The sequence below is a fragment of the Planococcus chinensis genome (genome assembly GCF_020071995.1).
Classification (GTDB): domain Bacteria; phylum Bacillota; class Bacilli; order Bacillales_A; family Planococcaceae; genus Planococcus; species Planococcus chinensis_A.
This window is the reverse complement of sequence record NZ_JABWTK010000006.1, coordinates 245,106-262,619: the sequence shown is the minus strand read 5'-3', so window position 1 is coordinate 262,619 and position 17,514 is coordinate 245,106. Positions and strand designations below refer to the sequence as shown.

At 45.8% G+C, this 17,514-nt stretch carries 17 protein-coding genes; 15 read left to right on the top strand and 2 right to left on the bottom strand.

The genetic code is table 11. The features are described 5' to 3' along the window. Positions 1 to 139 precede the first annotated feature (139 nt). The 7 genes from HU147_RS12225 to HU147_RS12195 all read left to right on the top strand — a co-directional run bounded on the left by HU147_RS12225 (position 140) and on the right by HU147_RS12195 (position 4,080). Positions 140 to 364: a GntR family transcriptional regulator gene (locus HU147_RS12225; protein ID WP_224076496.1), complete on the top strand. Its 225-nt coding sequence runs from the start codon at positions 140 to 142 to the stop codon at positions 362 to 364. Next, positions 327 to 1,364, top strand: coding sequence for an FAD-dependent tricarballylate dehydrogenase TcuA (tcuA, locus tag HU147_RS12220; protein ID WP_263427833.1), 1,038 nt, complete (start codon positions 327 to 329; stop codon positions 1,362 to 1,364). Before HU147_RS12225 ends, tcuA begins: the two co-directional genes overlap by 38 nt. 287 nt (positions 1,365 to 1,651) lie before the next feature. Further along, positions 1,652 to 1,975: an IDEAL domain-containing protein gene (locus tag HU147_RS12215; protein WP_051413706.1), complete on the top strand. Its 324-nt coding sequence runs from the start codon at positions 1,652 to 1,654 to the stop codon at positions 1,973 to 1,975. A gap of 786 nt (positions 1,976 to 2,761) precedes the next feature. Further along, complete coding sequence (locus HU147_RS12210; protein ID WP_224076495.1) at positions 2,762 to 3,193, top strand: hypothetical protein; 432 nt, start codon at positions 2,762 to 2,764, stop codon at positions 3,191 to 3,193. Positions 3,194 to 3,248: 55 nt separating this feature from the next. Continuing rightward, entirely contained in the window at positions 3,249 to 3,605 is a 357-nt protein-coding gene (locus tag HU147_RS12205) for a hypothetical protein (protein ID WP_053167224.1), read from the top strand. Between the two features lie 135 nt (positions 3,606 to 3,740). Further along, positions 3,741 to 3,896 carry a hypothetical protein gene (locus tag HU147_RS12200; RefSeq protein WP_160316106.1) on the top strand — a complete coding sequence of 52 codons (156 nt, stop codon included), beginning with the start codon at positions 3,741 to 3,743 and terminating at the stop codon, positions 3,894 to 3,896. Further along, on the top strand, positions 3,886 to 4,080 hold the full coding sequence (locus HU147_RS12195; protein ID WP_224076494.1) for a hypothetical protein: 195 nt from the start codon (positions 3,886 to 3,888) through the stop codon (positions 4,078 to 4,080). Before HU147_RS12200 ends, HU147_RS12195 begins: the two co-directional genes overlap by 11 nt. 168 nt (positions 4,081 to 4,248) lie before the next feature. Here HU147_RS12195 and HU147_RS12190 read toward each other — a convergent pair whose 3' ends face one another. Beyond that, positions 4,249 to 5,010 carry an SGNH/GDSL hydrolase family protein gene (locus HU147_RS12190; protein WP_224076493.1) on the bottom strand — a complete coding sequence of 254 codons (762 nt, stop codon included), beginning with the start codon at positions 5,008 to 5,010 and terminating at the stop codon, positions 4,249 to 4,251. A 383-nt stretch (positions 5,011 to 5,393) separates the two neighbouring features. Here HU147_RS12190 and HU147_RS12185 point away from each other — a divergent pair, with 383 nt between their 5' ends. From HU147_RS12185 to HU147_RS12155, 7 genes are all read left to right on the top strand, one after another. Further along, positions 5,394 to 7,058 carry a class I adenylate-forming enzyme family protein gene (locus HU147_RS12185; protein WP_224076492.1) on the top strand — a complete coding sequence of 555 codons (1,665 nt, stop codon included), beginning with the start codon at positions 5,394 to 5,396 and terminating at the stop codon, positions 7,056 to 7,058. Between the two features lie 7 nt (positions 7,059 to 7,065). Then, the gene (locus HU147_RS12180) at positions 7,066 to 8,628 is read left to right on the top strand and encodes an acyl-CoA carboxylase subunit beta (protein ID WP_440137301.1); all 1,563 of its coding nucleotides are present in this window, start codon (positions 7,066 to 7,068) and stop codon (positions 8,626 to 8,628) included. A 202-nt stretch (positions 8,629 to 8,830) separates the two neighbouring features. Continuing rightward, a complete protein-coding gene (locus HU147_RS12175; protein ID WP_224076491.1) occupies positions 8,831 to 9,814 on the top strand; it encodes a ketoacyl-ACP synthase III in 984 nt (327 codons plus the stop codon). 166 nt (positions 9,815 to 9,980) lie between these two features. Next, positions 9,981 to 11,240: an ATP-binding protein gene (locus HU147_RS12170; protein ID WP_224076490.1), complete on the top strand. Its 1,260-nt coding sequence runs from the start codon at positions 9,981 to 9,983 to the stop codon at positions 11,238 to 11,240. A 187-nt stretch (positions 11,241 to 11,427) separates the two neighbouring features. Beyond that, a complete protein-coding gene (locus HU147_RS12165) occupies positions 11,428 to 12,105 on the top strand; it encodes a response regulator transcription factor (protein ID WP_224076489.1) in 678 nt (225 codons plus the stop codon). Further along, complete coding sequence (locus HU147_RS12160; protein WP_224076488.1) at positions 12,092 to 13,510, top strand: sensor histidine kinase; 1,419 nt, start codon at positions 12,092 to 12,094, stop codon at positions 13,508 to 13,510. The genes HU147_RS12165 and HU147_RS12160 overlap by 14 nt, the downstream gene beginning before the upstream one ends. A 204-nt stretch (positions 13,511 to 13,714) precedes the next feature. Further along, entirely contained in the window at positions 13,715 to 14,341 is a 627-nt protein-coding gene (locus tag HU147_RS12155; protein WP_036803543.1) for a flavodoxin family protein, read from the top strand. A 69-nt stretch (positions 14,342 to 14,410) separates the two neighbouring features. Here the strand turns inward: HU147_RS12155 and HU147_RS12150 are convergent, their stop codons facing one another. Continuing rightward, a complete protein-coding gene (locus HU147_RS12150) occupies positions 14,411 to 15,274 on the bottom strand; it encodes a metallophosphoesterase family protein (RefSeq protein ID WP_224076545.1) in 864 nt (287 codons plus the stop codon). A gap of 523 nt (positions 15,275 to 15,797) precedes the next feature. Here HU147_RS12150 and HU147_RS12145 point away from each other — a divergent pair. Continuing rightward, positions 15,798 to 17,381: a BCCT family transporter gene (locus HU147_RS12145; RefSeq protein WP_224076487.1), complete on the top strand. Its 1,584-nt coding sequence runs from the start codon at positions 15,798 to 15,800 to the stop codon at positions 17,379 to 17,381. Positions 17,382 to 17,514: the final 133 nt, after the last annotated feature.

The window sequence follows — 17,514 nt, the reverse complement described above, 5'->3', positions numbered from 1 at the left end:
TTATGCCTAAGAGTTAAGCCTGTATTTTACTAAGGACATTGACAAAAGAAACACTCGCCCATTATAGTTCGACTAAACTGTCTGAAAATTTAATTCCGACTATACTAAAATATTAGAGCTGAAAAATGGAGGGGTCAATATGAAAGAAGAACAAGCGTATAAAACCATCAAAAATATGATTGTCCAAGGGAAATTCACGATGCAGGAATCGATCAGCATCAACGGGCTGGCAGAAGAAATGAACATGAGCCGGACGCCGGTCCACAAAGCATTGGCGCAATTGGAGAGAGAAGGCTATACCACGATTACCCCGCAAGTCGGCGTTTTTGTCCGCCGCCCGGAGCCAGGTCGGAGCGCTGCATAACGAAGCATCCAGCCAAGGCGTCCAAATTTTATACGATACGATGGCAATTGAATTGCTGCACAATGACGAGGGAATCCAAGGTGTCCGGATGAAAGAGAAAGGCCGGAGCAAAACCATCCTGGCGAAAGCCGTTGTCATGGCTTCCGGCGGTTTCCATGCCAATGTCGAAATGCGCACGAAATACCTCGGGCCGAAATGGGATGTGGTCCATACACGCGGCAGCCGCTACAACACCGGAGAAGGCATCCAGATGGCGTTGGATATCGGCGCATTGTCTGCCGGCAACTGGTCGATGGCACATGCGGTGACGGGGGACCGATATCTTCCGGATTTTCAGGAAGGATTCCAGCGGCTCAGCTATCCGTTTGGCATCTTGGTCAATTCCGACGGCCAGCGTTTCTTGGATGAAGGCGCCGATTTCCGCAATTATACGTATGCCAAATACGGCCGTTTGATTCTGGAACAAAAGGATAATTTTGCTTGGCAGATATTTGACGGGAAAGTTTCACATTTGCTGCGCGAAGAGTACAAAGGCAAGCAAGTGAAAAAATTAAAAGCGAACTCCCTGGAAGAACTGGCGGACAAAATGGAAGGCGTCCACAAAGAACAATTCCTCAAAGAAATTGCCCGCTACAATGCAGCAATTGATGAGGCCGTGCCATTCAATCCAAATGAAAAAGACGGAAGAGGCACTAAAGGGATTGATGTACCCAAAACAAATTGGGCGAACCGCATCGATACCGCTCCTTTTGAAGCGTACGCTGTTACTTGCGGCATCACATTCACGTTTGGCGGATTGAAAATCAACGAACAGGCAGAAGTCCAAAACACGATGTATCAGAAGATTAATGGCCTGTATGCGGCTGGAGAAGCGGCTGGCGGACTGTTCTATGACAATTACCCAGGCGGCGCCGGGTTGATGGCGGGGGCCGTATTTGGAAAAATTGCCGGGGAACAGGCAGCACACTATGTGAAGTCGGAACTGACCGAGAAAATTTAAGTTTCTTCTATTAATATATATGTATGTTTACAAACGTTTTCTGGAATTCTCATCTGTGAGATTCCGGAAAACGTTTTGTCTTTTGCGGGAAGGGTATCAGATATACTAACTCCTTTTCACGCGAGACAAAAATATGCCCTCAAATGACTTATCTCGAAGCCGAGGCATATAAATTGATATCGCTTCACTATGCGCGTAGACTTTTAGTTAGTAAGCAGCATTATCCAATGCTTACAGAGCAAAGTGGAGCCAGTTGGAGAATTCAAAGAAGAAGGTGTATACCTATGATGAATGATCACAAAACGATTTTAAAAAACAGTGACTGGGTGAAAGGCATATCCCGCCACGGTGAACTGATTATCGGGTTCATCGATTCGATGAATATTTTTCAGGAAGCGGTATACGTAGTAGTAGCCGAGAGCGATAATGAGGAACTGATCGGCAAGACCATCCCGATGTCACTTACACAAGTTGAAAGCATACCGGACAACGAAACGAAAGATGCCGGCCAATTGGAGTTTCTGATCGATTTAGCCTTATCGACCGGAGATAAAGAATGGTTCAACGAACTTTCAGCAGAGCTGAATGGAAAGAAACAATCGGTCAATTAAATAAATAGCAGCATCTATTTTAAAAAAGCAGCGGACTCTAATTGAGCCGCTGCTTTTTTTTGAGGCAATCGGTTTAATGGACATTCAAATTCAGGCAGTCAAATGGCAGGGAAAACGGGTTCATTGGCTGATTGAATGTTCCATTTCTAAAAAAACACGGAAATTAATGCCGTCCATTTTATATTTCACGAAAACTTAACTGCTCTGCCGAATTGCATCTTACGGCAAATGGCTGAAAAGAGAAAATGCATAGAGCTTAAAATAGGAGCAGCCAAAGAACATCCTTATTTACCTGTTATTAGCTTAAAAAAGCAAAAGAATTTTTCCATTAAAAGTATTACAAATTAAGCATTTTATCTTAAACAATTGTTTGAGGTGCAGGCCGCAGAAATATCTTCCGCTCATTGCATTGAATTTTTTTATAGATAGTTATGCATATTTATAAAAAAAGATTGTAAACTTTAATTAATGAATTGCCATTCATAGGACTTTTATATGAGTGAAAGTTATACAAGAAAAGCATTTGAAGTATCAGAATTAAAAGAATATTCTAAAGCCCTTTACATATTTTGTGGGGTAATATAGTCTTAAGGTATCGAAAAACCTTAACTGATTATTAAATAACAGTTAAATTTAAGCAAATAGTTTATGAATTTAGGTTGAATAGCAAATAATTGTTGATTTAATTTTTGGAATTATCATTTATTTATTGAATCGTTTAGCCTGTGGTTAATTATACAGCCTGTTATGCATTCTGCTAATTATAAGTGGAGGCAAAGATAGATTATGGAACTAAGAATGGAAGGGTTGATCTGGATGTTAGAAATGAATTCTCTAGTCGCAATTGCCAAGAAAGTCGGAGAATTGCTCGAGGCAGAAGCGGAACTTCGTCCTGAAGGGTTAGTTTTTAAAAAGAAGCGAATTGTGAAAGAACGGAAAAGTTCTAACGTGCATGTCTGCTGGTCATTGGATTTGACCGTCAGAGTCCAATCGGCCGGATGTGAAATCGCTGCCAATGAAGCGGAAGTATTTCTTCTTCCGGAAGAACTGCCATTATTCACGGCATCGCTGATCGGAAACCCGATTTTAATGCCGACTAACTTTTCACAGAAAATCTCATTGGAGCGCGGCATGTATTGTGTGCGCTTAATGTCTCAGGAAGCCCCGGAAATCTTTGCTGCACGGCTTTCAGAGACGCTGTGTACACTTGGCCAATAAAGAAGAGTAATTTTTCAATGGACGCGAATAGATTGCAGCAAGGAGGAAAAACTAAATGGAACAGATGAAGCGAAGGCATCAAAAGTCGGTTAGCTATTTTTTTCTCAGGTCCAAAGACGTTCATATCGAAAACGATTCAGCCGTCATTACTTTTTTTGCCCGCCTGACAAGAGAAATCTTTCTAGGCAGAGAAGAAAAGCCGAAAGTCGAGACGGTTTGGGTGAAGATTGACGAAGTTCCATTGGATCGCGCCTCCCCAAAAGCAAAAGCCATGCCAAATTGCATGCAGCGGTATGAAATTCCGCAAAACGTCTTTTACCATCTCTACCAAATGTCGAAAAGCTGTCCTAAAGAACTTTTTTATGTGAGCCCTTACTCGCGGCATTTCACCCGGGAAGATTTCATAACTTAAGTTTTTGGAAGAAGATGTTCCCGTAAAGCATTTTGCAGCGGAAGCCGGTTTTTCATTTAAGGCTTAAGCAATTATCATTTTTTTCGGTACTAAGGTTACTCAATATATTGAACAAACCCAAGGAGGATGAATCAGATGAATACAATGCTAAAAGAAGCGACAAGAATGGAAAACACGAAAAAGACGTACTTGGAACTGTACAAAGAGTTTATTAACGGCTATCTTCAATATAAGTCAGGAAAATCCCATGGGCATAACACAGCGCCACAGACTGAAAGACATGAAAAATGACCTGTACATAAAGGGCATTAAAGAAGAACCCTCTTGTTCTTCCGCCACGGCGCAACAATCTGCAACGATATTGCCCGAAGGAAAGTTACTGGCGCAGGAAAAAACAAAAGACAGTACAGGGAATCCAGTCTGGTATGATAATTTAATCGACGTTGAAAAGTTTGTGAAAAGCAAAAGGGTCTAATTTTTTATCTGAATTTAAAACAGCTGAACATTTTCAAGAGGCTGCTCGAACTTTGAGCGCCTCTTTTTATATTGTCTGCTGAAAAAGTGTTCTCCAATTCTGCAGCATTGAAAATCGGGGAATTCAAAAGCTGCATTTCCTCGAGAAAGGGAATGCAGCTTTTAGGGTTTAGTTATGAACAAAGTCAAAGCAGAATGCTTCTATGCCGATAGCAGCAAGCACTTTATGGCCGGCAGCGGTCGGATGGATGTCGCGCGGGAATACGTATTTCGCCTGGTTGTTGCCAAAAGAGCTGTAAGCGTCCGCCAATTCAACATCGTCATACGCTTCCGCCAGCCCTGCAAACTTGGCATTGATCTGCGGCAGGAACAGGTCGGAAACTCGATGCAACGGATCGTTTACCTGGAACGGATTGTAAATATTGTAGAGAACAATGGGTGCATCTGTCCGGGAACGTATTTCTTCCAGAATTGCAGCGATGTTGTCGAAAACATCACTGTTCGCCAATTTGAAAGCGAGCAGTTCCTGGAACTTCTGCTGATTTCCGCCGCTTTCCGCATTGGCTGCTCTTAAAATTTCGAGAAAATCGTTGCTTCCGATATTGACTGTCACATAGTCAGCGTGCCGGACAGCTTGGCGGAATTTTTGATTGGTTTCCAAGGCTTTTAGCAAATCGGTTGTCTGCCATCCCGGCACGCCCAGATTGCGTACGCGCAAATCAGCTTCGTCGGCAATCAGGCCAGGAAAAGCATTTTTGGCCGGGCTGCTGTTATTCGTTGTAAGGTTGTAGCCAAACGGAATAGAGTCTCCTAAAGCAACAAGAGAATCCTTGCCATGTCCGTGTCCATGGTCCTGGTGGGCAAAAGCGGTTGGCGTGCCAAGCGACAATGCCAGCAGGACCGCTACGATCACTTTAAATAACTTGTTCATAAGGTACCTCCTTTCTTTTAAAAATTTTCAAGCTTATTATATACTAAAAAGACTGAATTGTATGTAAAATTAAGATAATTTATCTATTTTTCTTAGATAGGAAGTCTTGGAGTTTTTTGCATGCAGCACGGTTTGATTGGGAACATCCTGTTTAATTAGCGATTGCCGGTATTGGAATCCTGCTGAAGATCAGTAAAAGTCCTCTTTACATAGTCAACTTGAATTGGTTCGTAAAGGAGGATTTAAATAACTGGAACTGCCTGCTTTAAAAGATTTTGCGTTCTTGCAATCTTATTCCAGCAACGCTACTATAGAATTAATATTCCGATAATACTGACTGGTTAGTATTTTTCGATGTTAATCAACTAAAGGGGGAAACATGCATGACCGAAATTTTAAAGAAGTACTGGCCGGAGTCGCTTCCGGTACAGATCGATTACCGCTTGGGGAAGGAGCCGCTTCATCAGTACCTTAAACAACACGCGAAAAACATGCCGGATCAAACTGCCTACCATTATTATGGCGCACAGATTACCTGGAGGCAGCTGGACCGCCATGTTGACCGGTTTGCCCAGTTTCTTCGGTCACAAGGCATAGAAAAAGGCGACCGGGTCGGGTTGTATATGCAAAATTGCCCGCAGTATATCATCGCCCATTACGCGGCGCAGCGAATCGGCGGAATTGTTGCGCCTTTAAATCCGATGTACAAAGAAGCGGAACTGACTTTTTTGATTCAAGAAGGCGGCATTTCGGCAATTGTCGCTGGAGAAGAGCTGCTAGAGAACCTGCAAAACAGCGAAGGGCAGATGCCGGATCTCCAGTTTGTGGTCACGACCAATTACAGCGACTTTCTGCCGGCTGAACCCGTTTTGACGTTGCCGCCTGAATGCAGCGTGCCCAAAAAACGGCAAGGTGATCCGTTTGATCTGGCTGAGATTTTAAACGGGGCCGATTTGCTGGAAGAAGACGCAAAAATCGATTTGGACAATGATCCCGCCTTGATGGTGTTTACATCCGGAACAACCGGACGGCCAAAAGCCGCACTTTTGTCTTTTGGCAATGCGCTGTTCAAAACAGCGGCCACAGTGGAAGCATACGGCATTGCAAAAGATGAACGGATGCTGGCGGTGGCGCCGCTTTGCCATATTGCGGGCATGGTCATGGGCGTCAATATGCCGGTATACACCGGCTGTGAATGCGTCTTGCTGACTCGGTTTATTCCGCAGACAGCAGTGGACGCAATTGAACAACACCGAATTACTTCCTGGTACAGCATCGCACCGATGAATGCCGCAATTCTTGCCATCCCGGAAATCGAAAAAAGAGATTGGAGTTCACTAAAAACGAATATGGCCACGAGCTTCGGCATCGCCGTAACGGAAGAACTTGCGCAGCGTTGGAGCGGGATGACAGGCGGCTGTTCATTGTTTGAAGCGGCTTACGGGCTGAGTGAGACGCATACGTGCGACACGTTCATGCCGAAAGACCGGATCAAGTATGGGAGCTGCGGCATCGCGACTTATGAGACGGAGATCCGGATCATTGACCCGGTGACGGAAGAAGTAATGGAGGCGGGGCAGCAAGGAGAAATCCTCGTCAAAAATCCAGGCGTCTTTATGGGCTACTTTAACCGCCCAGACGCCACAGCGGAAACACTCCGAAACGGCTGGGTCCATACGGGGGACGTCGGAAAACTGGACGACGAAGGCTATTTGTATTTTCTCGGGCGCACCAAAGAAATGATCAAAAGCTCCGGCTACAGCGTGTTCCCTGAAGACGTTGAAGCGCTTTTGAATCAGCATCCGGCTGTGCTGCAAAGCGCCGTGATCGGTATTCCGGATGCTGTGCGCGGCGAAAGCGTCAAAGCTTTTATTGTGTTGAAGCCGGATTTAAAGGGGACAATTTCTGAACAGGAAATAATGGAGTGGGCAAAAGGCTATATGAGCGCTTATAAAACTCCGCGTGAAATCGTTTTTCTCGGCCAATTGCCGGCTACCAGTTCAGGCAAAATTTTGCGCAGACTCTTAAAAGAGGATCAGGAAGGATGACGCTGTCATGGATAAACAAGTAATGGGCGAAAATGCACGGCTTATGGAAGACTTTGAACAGCGCAGGAAAATCGCAGAACAAGGCGGCGGCAGTGAAAAACTTCGGCGCCTTCAGGAAGAAGGAAAACTTTCGGCACGTGAGCGCATTGAACTGCTGGTGGATGAAGGAACTTTCCTCGAACTGGGTGCTTTAAACGGTTCTGGCCTCTCAGGGGGAGGTTCTTTCGGAAACGGCGATGGGTTGATCGGGGGACTTGCAAAAGTGGAAGGCCGGCCAGTAGTCGTTCAGGCGGGTGATAAGACCGTTTTTGCCGGGACTGAAGGGGCGGTGCATCTGAAAAAGTCGAAAGACCTTCACCATTACGCACAAAAGCGCGGATTGCCCATGTTCAATTTGAACGAAGGCGGAGGATTGCGGATGCCGGACGGAATGGGCTCTGACGGCATCAGCGACAAATTGTTTCCGCCAGAAATGCTGTTAAACCGGCGCGGAATTCCGCAAATTACGGCTATCCTGGGCGACAGCTATGGCGGCCCGACTTGGACTGCAGTGTCTTCTGACTTTGTGACGCAAGTGAAAGGCAGTACGATGGCCGTTGCCGGGCCGCGCATTTTGGAAATGGCAACCGGGCAAAAGATTTCACCGGAAGAACTCGGGGGCTGGACCGTCCATGCCAAAAATACTGGTCAAGCGGATGCTTTCGGCAACACCGAACAAGAATGCATCGAACAAATGAAAGCCTTTTTCCGTTTTATGCCGCAAAATGCGCATGAATTGCCGCCAATTAAAGAAACAAGCGACAGTCCGGAGCGATTGTTGAAAAATGTGCTCGATATCCTGCCGGATCGGCGCAACCAAGTCTATGATATGCATCGAATTCTTGCCGAAATTGTCGACGACGGGGAATATTTCGAGTACAAAGCCGCCTACGGCGAAGCGCTGCTGGCTGCATTCGCACATATGGGGGGACGCGCCGTCGGGATTATCGCCAACCAGCCGAAAAAATATGCCGGTGCAGCAGGGCCGAAAGAATGCGAAAAAGCAACCGACTTTATTTGTTTATGCGACTCTTTCCACATTCCGCTTATTTTCATGCACGACACGCCGGGTTTCCGGGTTTCAATGGAAGCGGAAAAAGAAAAAATGCCGACCAAAATCATGGTGTGGAACCAGGCACTTGCCCAGTCGACGGTCCCAAAAATATCGGTCGTAATCCGCAAAAGCATCGGCGCGGCTTATGGCAATATGTGCGGGCCGGGAATGGGAGCGGACTTTGTTGTTGCCTGGCCGACCGCAGAAATCAACTTCACCGGGCCGGAAGTCGGCGTGAATGTAGTATATGGCCGCCAGCTGCAGCAGGCGGAAGACCCGCAGAAAGAACGGCAAGCTTTGCTGGAAGGCTGGGCTTTTGACAGTTCGCCTTATAAAGCGGCCGGCAAGCATTTGCTGGACGACGTTATTGATCCGCGTGATACCCGCAAGTTTATATGCCGAACGCTGGAATTTTCCTGTGCGGCCAACGGCGGCAAAAGCGAACGCCGCCTGGCAAACTGGCCGACCGGGTTTTAAACGGAGAACTGCAGAAAGCAAAAAACTGCTTGGGAATCGATCATTCCAGGTCGTTTTTTGCGGTGAAAACCCTTATAATCAGCTTTTCAATGAAAAAACAATATTATTATTGTTTGTATAATAAAATTAACTATACAAATTAGTACCTAATACTAATAGTTGATGTTAAAATGAAGCGAGTACCAGCAAAGGGGCGAACTTCATGAATACATCAAAAGCGAGAATTACAGCCATCGGTTCCTATGTACCGGAAAAACGGCTGACGAATCACGATTTGGAAGCGTTAGTGGAAACCAATGACGAATGGATTGTCCAACGGACTGGCATAAAAGAACGACGCATTGCAGCGGATACAGAATATACTAGCGATATCAGCATTAAAGCCGTTGAAAATCTTCAAGAGCGCTATGGAAAGTCCGTGGATGACGTCGACATGATCATCGTCTGCACGATGACACCGGACTTCAAAACACCGAGCGTCTCTGCACTCGTGCAAGCGAAGCTTGGCATCCAAAATACTGGTGCGATTGATTTGAATGCGGCCTGTTCAGGTTTCGCATACGGCTTGCATATGGCGAACGGCTTGATTACGTCCGGCTTGAACCGGAAGATTCTGGTGATCGGTGCGGAAACCTTTTCAAAGATTTTGGATTACCGCGACCGTTCGACCTGCATTTTGTTCGGCGACGGCGGCGGAGCCGTACTGGTCGAATACGATGAGGAGAAACCCAGCTTCATTGCTTCCCATATGGAAACGGACGGGGCTCTGGCAAACAATTTATATTGCACGGATCTGTCGGACCGGATGTTTGGAAACGAGCTGGCGGTCAATGGATTTGTGACGCAAAATGGCCGTGAAGTGTACAAATGGGCGGTCAATACTGTACCAAAAGGCATGAAGGCATTAATGGAAAAAGCGGGATACGACAACGATCAAGTGGACTGGTTTGTGCCGCACAGCGCCAACCTGCGCATCATTGAGTCCATTTGCAGCCGAAACGGGCTGCCGCTTGAGCGGACCATTTACAGTTTGGAATACTACGGCAACACGTCTGCTGCATCGATTCCGCTGTCGCTGTCCCAAGGCGTGCTGGAAGGAAAAATCAAAGCGGGAGACCGGCTGCTTCTTTACGGATTCGGCGGCGGGTTGACCCATGCCGGCATGCTGGTGGATTGGTCAATCTAATTTGGCTGCAGCCAATGGAACTAAATATGGACTAAAAAGTTTTCTTCTTTATTGAAGAAAACTTTTTTTATTGTTTGTAGCGGATTGAACTTTCACTTAACTTTCACTTTAGCCGGTTAAAGTAAAAGCAGGAAAAGGCGATTTGATTGGGAAAGAGGCGGATAGGATGAAAAAGATATTGATACTCGGTGGATATACGCATTTAATCGATGTGGTGCAAACGGCAAAACAGATGGGCATGTATACAATCGTTGCGGACCGGGACCCCGATTCGCCGGCGAAAATGTATGCAGACAAATCTTTTACGATCAGTACGGATGAAACGGAGCGCTTGGCTGAATTGGCAAGAGAAGAAGGAATTTCAGGCGTTTTCAATGCCTTTGATGATTTCAATACCTGGCAGGCGCAAGCGCTTTGTGAGCGGCTCGGCTTGCCGTTTTATGCGACAAAACAACAGCTGGAAATCTGTTCGAACAAGGACCGGTTTAAAGCTTATTGCAGAGATTTCGGGATTCCGGTCATCGAAGAATACAGCATCAGTGACTTTCAGGGGAATACATCCAAAAATCTTTCGTACCCGGTGATCGTCAAGCCGGTCGACAGTTATGCGAGCCAGGGAATTACCGTCTGCCACAGTGAAGAACAACTTGAAAAAGCCTATGCAAAAGCAGTCGGACGTTCCAAAAGCGGGATCGCCATCATTGAACGCTTTATCGATAATTCACATGGCGTAGAAATGTATTACACGATTGCGGAAGGAACCGTCGTACTAACGGCAATGACCGACCGCTATGTGCAAAAAATGTCAGAAAATCATCCGCCACTGCCGACTGCGACCGTTTTTCCTTCCGAACACTTGGACCGGTATGTAAACGTACTGGACGCAAAAGTGCGCAATATGATCCGCGGCATGGGCATTGAAAACGGCTTGTTGTTCATTCAATCACTGGTTGAAGATGGCGATTTCTATCTTTATGAAATGGGCTTCCGCTTAAGCGGCGAGCAGCATTACCAAATCATCGAAAAGCAGACCGGCATCAACTTGCTGGAAGAAATGCTGGATTTTGCGACTGGGGGAACGATCAATGCCGATTCGATAGTGGAGTTTGATAATGGTTATACAAGAAGCCCGGCATGCAATCTGGCCGTGTTGCTGCACCCCGGGAAGATTCTTTCCATTCAGGGGCTTGAGGCAATCCTCCAAATGCCGGAAGTGCTGTCATTTGTCCAATTGAAAGAACCGGGCGATGTGGTGCAAGCCACCGGCAATTATGGCCAAATGCTCGGAAGATTTAACATCGTCTCCGATCAATTGGATCTTACTATCCAACAGATCAACCGCTTGCTTCGGGTCGTTTCGGTTGAAGGAAAAGAGCTTATTGCTTCGATGCCTGGAAACCCTTGCATGCCCTCCGGAGTACAATAGGCCGTTAAGCATTTGCCAATAAACTTCTAGACGGGATTCCTAAAAGCTGTGCCGTAATTTATTCGGCTTCAGCTTCTTTTAAATTTCGCAAGAAAAGCAAATTAAGCGAATAATTTTAATCTCTTCTTAACCTTTGTGTGGAATACTGGAATTAAAAGAGATGGGGCCGCCGGGGAGGGTGTTCACTGTGAAGATTTTATTGGCAGAAGATGATGAGATGCTTGGTGAATTGGTAGTGCATTTATTGAAGAAAAAAGGAGCGAAAACCGTCGATTGGGTGACTGAGGGGGAAGATGCTTATGACTATGCAGCCGCGTCATTTTACGATGTTGTCATTTTGGATTGGATGATGCCTGGCGGAGACGGCATTTACATCTGCAAAAAACTTCGGGAAAGCGGCTACGGCGGAGCGGTGTTGATGCTTACGGCAAAAGATGCACTCATGGACCGGGTGGAAGGGCTTGATGCGGGTGCAGATGATTATTTGGCAAAGCCGTTTGAAATCGAAGAATTATGGGCGCGCCTCCGGGCACTGGCGCGGCGCACGTATTCACCGATTCAAGAGGAAGTCATGGAAGTCAAAGGCTTGAACATTAACCGCACCGCCCATTCGGTAAGCCGCGGCGACCGAAAAATCAATTTGACGCCGCGCGAGTTTCAGTTGTTGGACATGTTGATCCAAAACCGGGGAACCGTGCTGACCCGGGAGTTGATTTTTGACCGGATTTGGGGTTTTGATACAGATGTTTCGATGAAAACGATCGATGCGACGGTGAAGCTGCTGCGCAAGAAAATCGACCACGATGAAAGCAGCAGCATGATCGAGACTGTCAGAGGAGTGGGGTATAAAGTTGAAAAGGGCTGACTTTTTCAAAAAAGATGAAAAAGATGTGTTTGCACAAACCCGGAATCGCCTGACGCTTTTTTACAGCACCATCCTGGCCTTGTTCTTGTCCGTTTTTGTCGCATTGGCGTTGTTCGTTTTTTACATTGTCGTCAACAATGACCAGGAACAGACGCTTCGTTTACTGTCCGACCGGGAAGTCGGCATGGCGGAACGCGCACTTGACGGCAGCGGTGGGGCATGGAGAGAACAGGAGCGCCGGGATTTATCCGGCAACCAGGTATTTTACTACGTAACCAGCAATGAAGACGAATTAATCATCAACAATGACAATTACGAGGAATTGCGGGAACTGTATATGGACGTGGTAGAAGGTTGGGAAACAGATGGAATTGAAGTCAAGAAAGTTGAAATCGATATACCTGAAAACGATCCGCTGTTCGAAGGCTTCACAAAAACGGAAGTGGACTTGATGGTGCTGGCTCGGCCCGTCATGCACGGTGGAGAACGGATTGCCATGCTGTATTTGGCGGTCGACAATACTTTTTACAGCAGTGTCATCAAATGGACCATTGCCATTTTTGCCGGAATGACCCTTTTGTTTTCGGCAATCGGGGTACTGGTGAGCCGTTGGATGTCGAAACGCGCACTCCAACCGGTTGAAATCGCTTATAATTTGCAGAGGGAATTCGTTTCCAATGCATCGCATGAGCTCCGGACGCCGCTTAGCGTCATTTTGTCAGCGACGGAAGCATTGGGAATGGAAAGCGACAAATCCAACCCATTCCGTGAAAAAATGCTCGGCACGCTCAAACACGAAGTGAAACGGATGTCCGGGCTGATTACGGAACTGCTGGTGCTCGCGAAATCCGATTCTGAACAAGGGGCTATGAAGCTTCGCAAGGAACAGTTTGACATCCGGCCGGCGGCTGAGCAGATGGTCGAATCCTTTACGAACGCCATTCGAACAAAAGGGCTCAGCTTGAAACTCGATGCCCACGTTCCAATTGAAGTGATCGGCGACCGGGACAAACTGATTCAGCTGATGTATATATTGACGGACAACGCCATCAAATATACGCCAACAGGCGGCCATGTGGAAATCAAGTTAAAAAAACAGAACCACAAGAAACACGATGATTTCATTTTCTCTGTATCCGATACCGGCATCGGCATTTCGCCTGAAGATCAAAAAAAGATTTTCGAGCGTTTTTATCGCGCTGATAAAACCCGTTCCCGCAAAGAAGGCGGCTACGGCCTGGGTTTGTCGATTGCGCAATCGATTGCCGAAACGCACGGCGGAGCGATTAAAGTAGAAAGCACGCCTGACCGCGGCTCGGTATTCAGCGTGGCGATTCCTTTTGAAGCGGAAACAGCGCAGCTGGGAAGGGCAGCGGAAGCTTCAGTGAAGCAGACGGTGATTTGAAAAATTTGAGAGTTAAATTGAAGAACGGATGCCGGCTTGCAGAAGCTGGCTTTTTTTTGTGGATACGGTTCAGAGGATGGGTATTTCGGCTGCAGAATCGTATTTATTCAACTGCTGGTCGTAATTGATTTCAGAGTTTAGTAAAAAGCCTTTGGGGAACAACTATAACTGACGGATAAATAACTATGGAAGGGAAATGAGAATATGCAGGCATTGAAAGCAGTATTTCTAAATTGTTCGCTTAAAAGTTCTGATGAAGTTTCCAATACAGAAGGCATCATGAAAGACGTGCAGACCCACTACAATCAATTAGGCGTGGAATCAGAGATTATACGATTGGCGGATTACCGCGTCGCTTTAGGCGTACAGGAAGATATGGGCGACGGGGACCAATGGCCGGAAATATTGGAAAAAGTGAAAGCGGCGGACATTCTGATTATTGGAACACCGCTTTGGCTCGGGGAGAAAAGTTCACTGGCCACGCTCGCCATTGAACGGCTATACGGCAGCAGCAGTGTAACCAATGATAAAGGACAAGCTATTTTTTATAATAAAGTCGGAGGAGCGCTGGTGACCGGCAACGAAGATGGCGCCAAGCACGCATCGGCTTCCCTCCTTTACGGGCTGTCCCATATCGGTTTTTTGATTCCGCCGAATGTGGATGCGTATTGGGTAGGGGAAGCAGGGCCGGGTCCGTCTTACAACGAAGCGGGACGTGACAATGACTTTACCAAAACAGCGATTGAACGTTTGGCTTACAACACCTTTCATTTGGCAGGGCTTCTTAAAAACAACCCCATTCCCGCCGAAGGCAATACGCTCGATCAATAATTGCCGATTGATTAGACACTCGAAAAAGAAGCCCTCTTCAATAAAGAGGGCTTCTTTTTAGGTTGAAGTTTACATTTTGATTTTCACTTGTGGAGGGACTTCAATCGGAACCGGAACGGGAATCATGTATTTAAAGTATGCCGCTTTTTGGACCGATTGCTGCTTTAACGTGAAATGCTTGATGGCATTTCCGATTTCCTGGGCGTGGCTGCGCATTTTGGCATCATCCACAGTCACAGAATCGATGGAGATGAACGCCTCCGTGACTTCAATTATACGAACCGCTTGTTCATCGAGCACGGCTGCAAGCTGCAAAAAGTTCCATTGGCCGCGGCCTGCCAGGGAGTTGGAATGATTATGGCCATTGATGTACAGCCCAATGCCTTGTTTCTGTTTCAAGATGTTCCAGATGGGCACATCGGGATGGATGCAGCGCTTTTCCTTCTCGGAATCTTTTGTGGTCGAGAAAACCGGATGGTGTGCAAACAAGAGGAGCGGGCGATCTTCCGACTCTTCAATGACGGATTCCAGCCAGTACTGTTGGACCGCATCCATCGTTCCGCCCCAGTCTTCGTAATTCTGCTCCCGGGCTGTATCAAGGAATCCGAAAACGGCCTCATCCGTAGACAACATGTGGAAACGTTCCTGACCGGACACCGTTAACACAGCTTCACGCGGCATTGCATATAGGTCGTGGTTTCCGAGTACGTGCTTGAATGGTTTATTGTGCTTGCGGATCAACGCATACACTTCTTCTAATTCATCCATTCGTCCGAAATTCGTCAAGTCACCTATGGAAACATACAAATCAGCAGGGACTGCGAAAAACCGTTCCAGAAAAGTCTCATAAAATGCCTGACGGTCCTCTTCGATATACGCACAGCCATCTTTTAAGCTCGGGTAATGCAAATCACCGATTACTGCGATTTTCATCAACTGTCCAACTCCCCTCAGTTATCTGACAATTCCAGTATCCCATAAGATTGTGTAGTTGGATTAAAGGGATTGTAAAACTATGTAAAATTACTGCCGTATTTTATGTTTGCCTAATTTAAAAATCGCAATAAGCGTTGTTTTATTTAATGGAAGAAGGAAAATATGAAACCGATTGGCTAACCAATCATTTGGCTTAAAAACCTCAATATTTACAGTCAATTTACTCAGAAAAAAGAGGTCGAAATAATAGAGTGATAAAATTTGTACTAAAAAATTGAAAAAATCACTATTTATTATATAAGATAAATTGGAATGGGAAGTGACTATGTAAGCCGCTTGCCTTGATTCAGCTGAAATATTGAAATAAAATGAATGATAAATTACTTACCAGCAGTCTCTTCCGTAATCCAATTGGTTTGTTTCATCGCGAATCCTCAGATTTCAAGGATTTTTATTATTCCACCAGATGCATTCATTTTCAAGGAAGGAAGATAAACGTCTGCAAAAAGAGGAGGATTTAATGAATAAAAACAGGTTGATCGACAACAGAATTTTTATGCCGGCATTATTAATCATCATTGCCATCTGTATTCCGTTAGCATTGTATGAAGAGAAATCGTTGAATGCATTGAATGCAGTATTTACGTACATAGTAGAAGTATTTAGTTGGGGTTATTTATGGTATGGGGTCTTACTGGTAGCTGCTGCCCTTTATTTTTCATTTTCCAGATACGGAAACATCGTTCTCGGAGACCCGAAAGAAAAGCCTCAATTCACCTTATTCGAATATGCGTCCATTTTAATTGCGATGGGAATTGGATCTACGATTATGCGCACGGGTATGCTGCAATGGACTTCAGTAGCCAATAACCCTCCAGCCGGAGTGGAAGCAGGATCAGCAGAAGCGATATTGATGGGGAACTCATATAGTATGTTTTTATGGGGCTTCCAGGTTTTTGCTATTTTTGTCATGATTGCACCTGCAATGGCGTACGTGTTGCATGTAAAAAAACGGCCGTTGATGCGGATTTCTGAAGCGGCGCGCGTCATTCTTGGAGACAAATTGACTGATGGATGGGCAGGGAGAATCCTTGATATCCTATTCTTGTTGAGTATTTTGACTGGAGCTGCAGTAACACTGGGCTTGGGAGCTCCTATCGTTACTTATAACCTTTCAAAATTGTTAAATATTGAAGTGACCTTTGGCTTGACTATTATTGTCACAATCGTCTGGGTCGTCCTGTTCTCGATAAGTGCTTATCTTGGAGTGGATAAAGGAATTAAACGCTTGAGTACCTTCAATATTTATTTGGCGGGCGCTTTCGCTTTGTTCATCTTATTGTTTGGGCCAGGAGTTTTTATCTTAAATTACTTTACGGACAGCATCTCCTATTTGGCGGCTAATTATTTGAGCTTTTCGCTGAATACGGATGCAGTTTATATGGGAGAAGCATCCCATATTCAAAGCAATACCGTTTTCTGGTTTGCCTACAGTGCCACATGGGCAATGCTCCACTCGGTATTTGCCGCTCGTATTTCCAAAGGGCGGACTGTCCGGGAAATGATTCTTACCTATTTGCTGGCTCCAACCTTGCTATCCTGGATTGCAACCGGCATTCTTGGTGGATTAGGGGTGCACCGATATTTAACAGGTCAGTTGCCTATTCTCGATATGGTCAAAGGAGATGAAAGGATGGCTGTAATTCCCGAAATTTTGTCTACCTTGCCGTTAGGCGGATTGGCGATTGTCGTATTCATAATCGTTGCATTAGTCTTCCTTACCACCACGCTCGATTCTACTACTTATACCGTAGCGGCTTATACAAGCACAAAAGATATGAGCAAGCATGAACCGCCTAAATCGTTGCGCATTGTCGTGGCCGGAGTAATCACTGCCATCGCGCTTGTACTGATGCGGATCGGGGGGCTGGCTCCTTTGGAAGTCATTTCAGGCCTTATGGGGCTGCCGATTATTTTCATCACCTTTTTGATGCTTTATGCAGCCAAGAAAATGATGGACAACGACAAAGCATGGCTAACCAATGTCCGTGAAAAAAAGGACAGCATAAAACGGGAACCGAAAGATGTATCCAGCAATTCGTAAGAATAGCCACTTTATTTCAAAACTGCAAAAAGCGCAACGGGCTTTCCATCGCCTGTTGCGCTTTTTCCCGGTTAAGTTTAGACGATTGAAGAAAAACAAGAAGCTGATCTATTTCGTAAAGACATCTCCAAAG

What these genes read in the sequence shown, in the direction of transcription:
- HU147_RS12195 (WP_224076494.1), top strand. Translation starts at nt 3,886, where the DNA reads ATGAAAAATGACCTGTACATAAAGGGCATTAAAGAAGAACCCTCTTGT.
- HU147_RS12205 (WP_053167224.1), top strand. Translation starts at nt 3,249, where the DNA reads ATGGAACAGATGAAGCGAAGGCATCAAAAGTCGGTTAGCTATTTTTTT.
- HU147_RS12225 (WP_224076496.1), top strand. Translation starts at nt 140, where the DNA reads ATGAAAGAAGAACAAGCGTATAAAACCATCAAAAATATGATTGTCCAA.
- HU147_RS12215 (WP_051413706.1), top strand. Translation starts at nt 1,652, where the DNA reads ATGAATGATCACAAAACGATTTTAAAAAACAGTGACTGGGTGAAAGGC.
- HU147_RS12210 (WP_224076495.1), top strand. Translation starts at nt 2,762, where the DNA reads ATGGAACTAAGAATGGAAGGGTTGATCTGGATGTTAGAAATGAATTCT.
- HU147_RS12155 (WP_036803543.1), top strand. Translation starts at nt 13,715, where the DNA reads ATGCAGGCATTGAAAGCAGTATTTCTAAATTGTTCGCTTAAAAGTTCT.
- HU147_RS12185 (WP_224076492.1), top strand. Translation starts at nt 5,394, where the DNA reads ATGACCGAAATTTTAAAGAAGTACTGGCCGGAGTCGCTTCCGGTACAG.
- HU147_RS12200 (WP_160316106.1), top strand. Translation starts at nt 3,741, where the DNA reads ATGAATACAATGCTAAAAGAAGCGACAAGAATGGAAAACACGAAAAAG.
- HU147_RS12180 (WP_440137301.1), top strand. Translation starts at nt 7,066, where the DNA reads ATGGATAAACAAGTAATGGGCGAAAATGCACGGCTTATGGAAGACTTT.
- HU147_RS12170 (WP_224076490.1), top strand. Translation starts at nt 9,981, where the DNA reads ATGAAAAAGATATTGATACTCGGTGGATATACGCATTTAATCGATGTG.
- HU147_RS12190 (WP_224076493.1), bottom strand. Translation starts at nt 5,010, where the DNA reads ATGAACAAGTTATTTAAAGTGATCGTAGCGGTCCTGCTGGCATTGTCG.
- HU147_RS12150 (WP_224076545.1), bottom strand. Translation starts at nt 15,274, where the DNA reads ATGAAAATCGCAGTAATCGGTGATTTGCATTACCCGAGCTTAAAAGAT.
- HU147_RS12175 (WP_224076491.1), top strand. Translation starts at nt 8,831, where the DNA reads ATGAATACATCAAAAGCGAGAATTACAGCCATCGGTTCCTATGTACCG.
- HU147_RS12145 (WP_224076487.1), top strand. Translation starts at nt 15,798, where the DNA reads ATGAATAAAAACAGGTTGATCGACAACAGAATTTTTATGCCGGCATTA.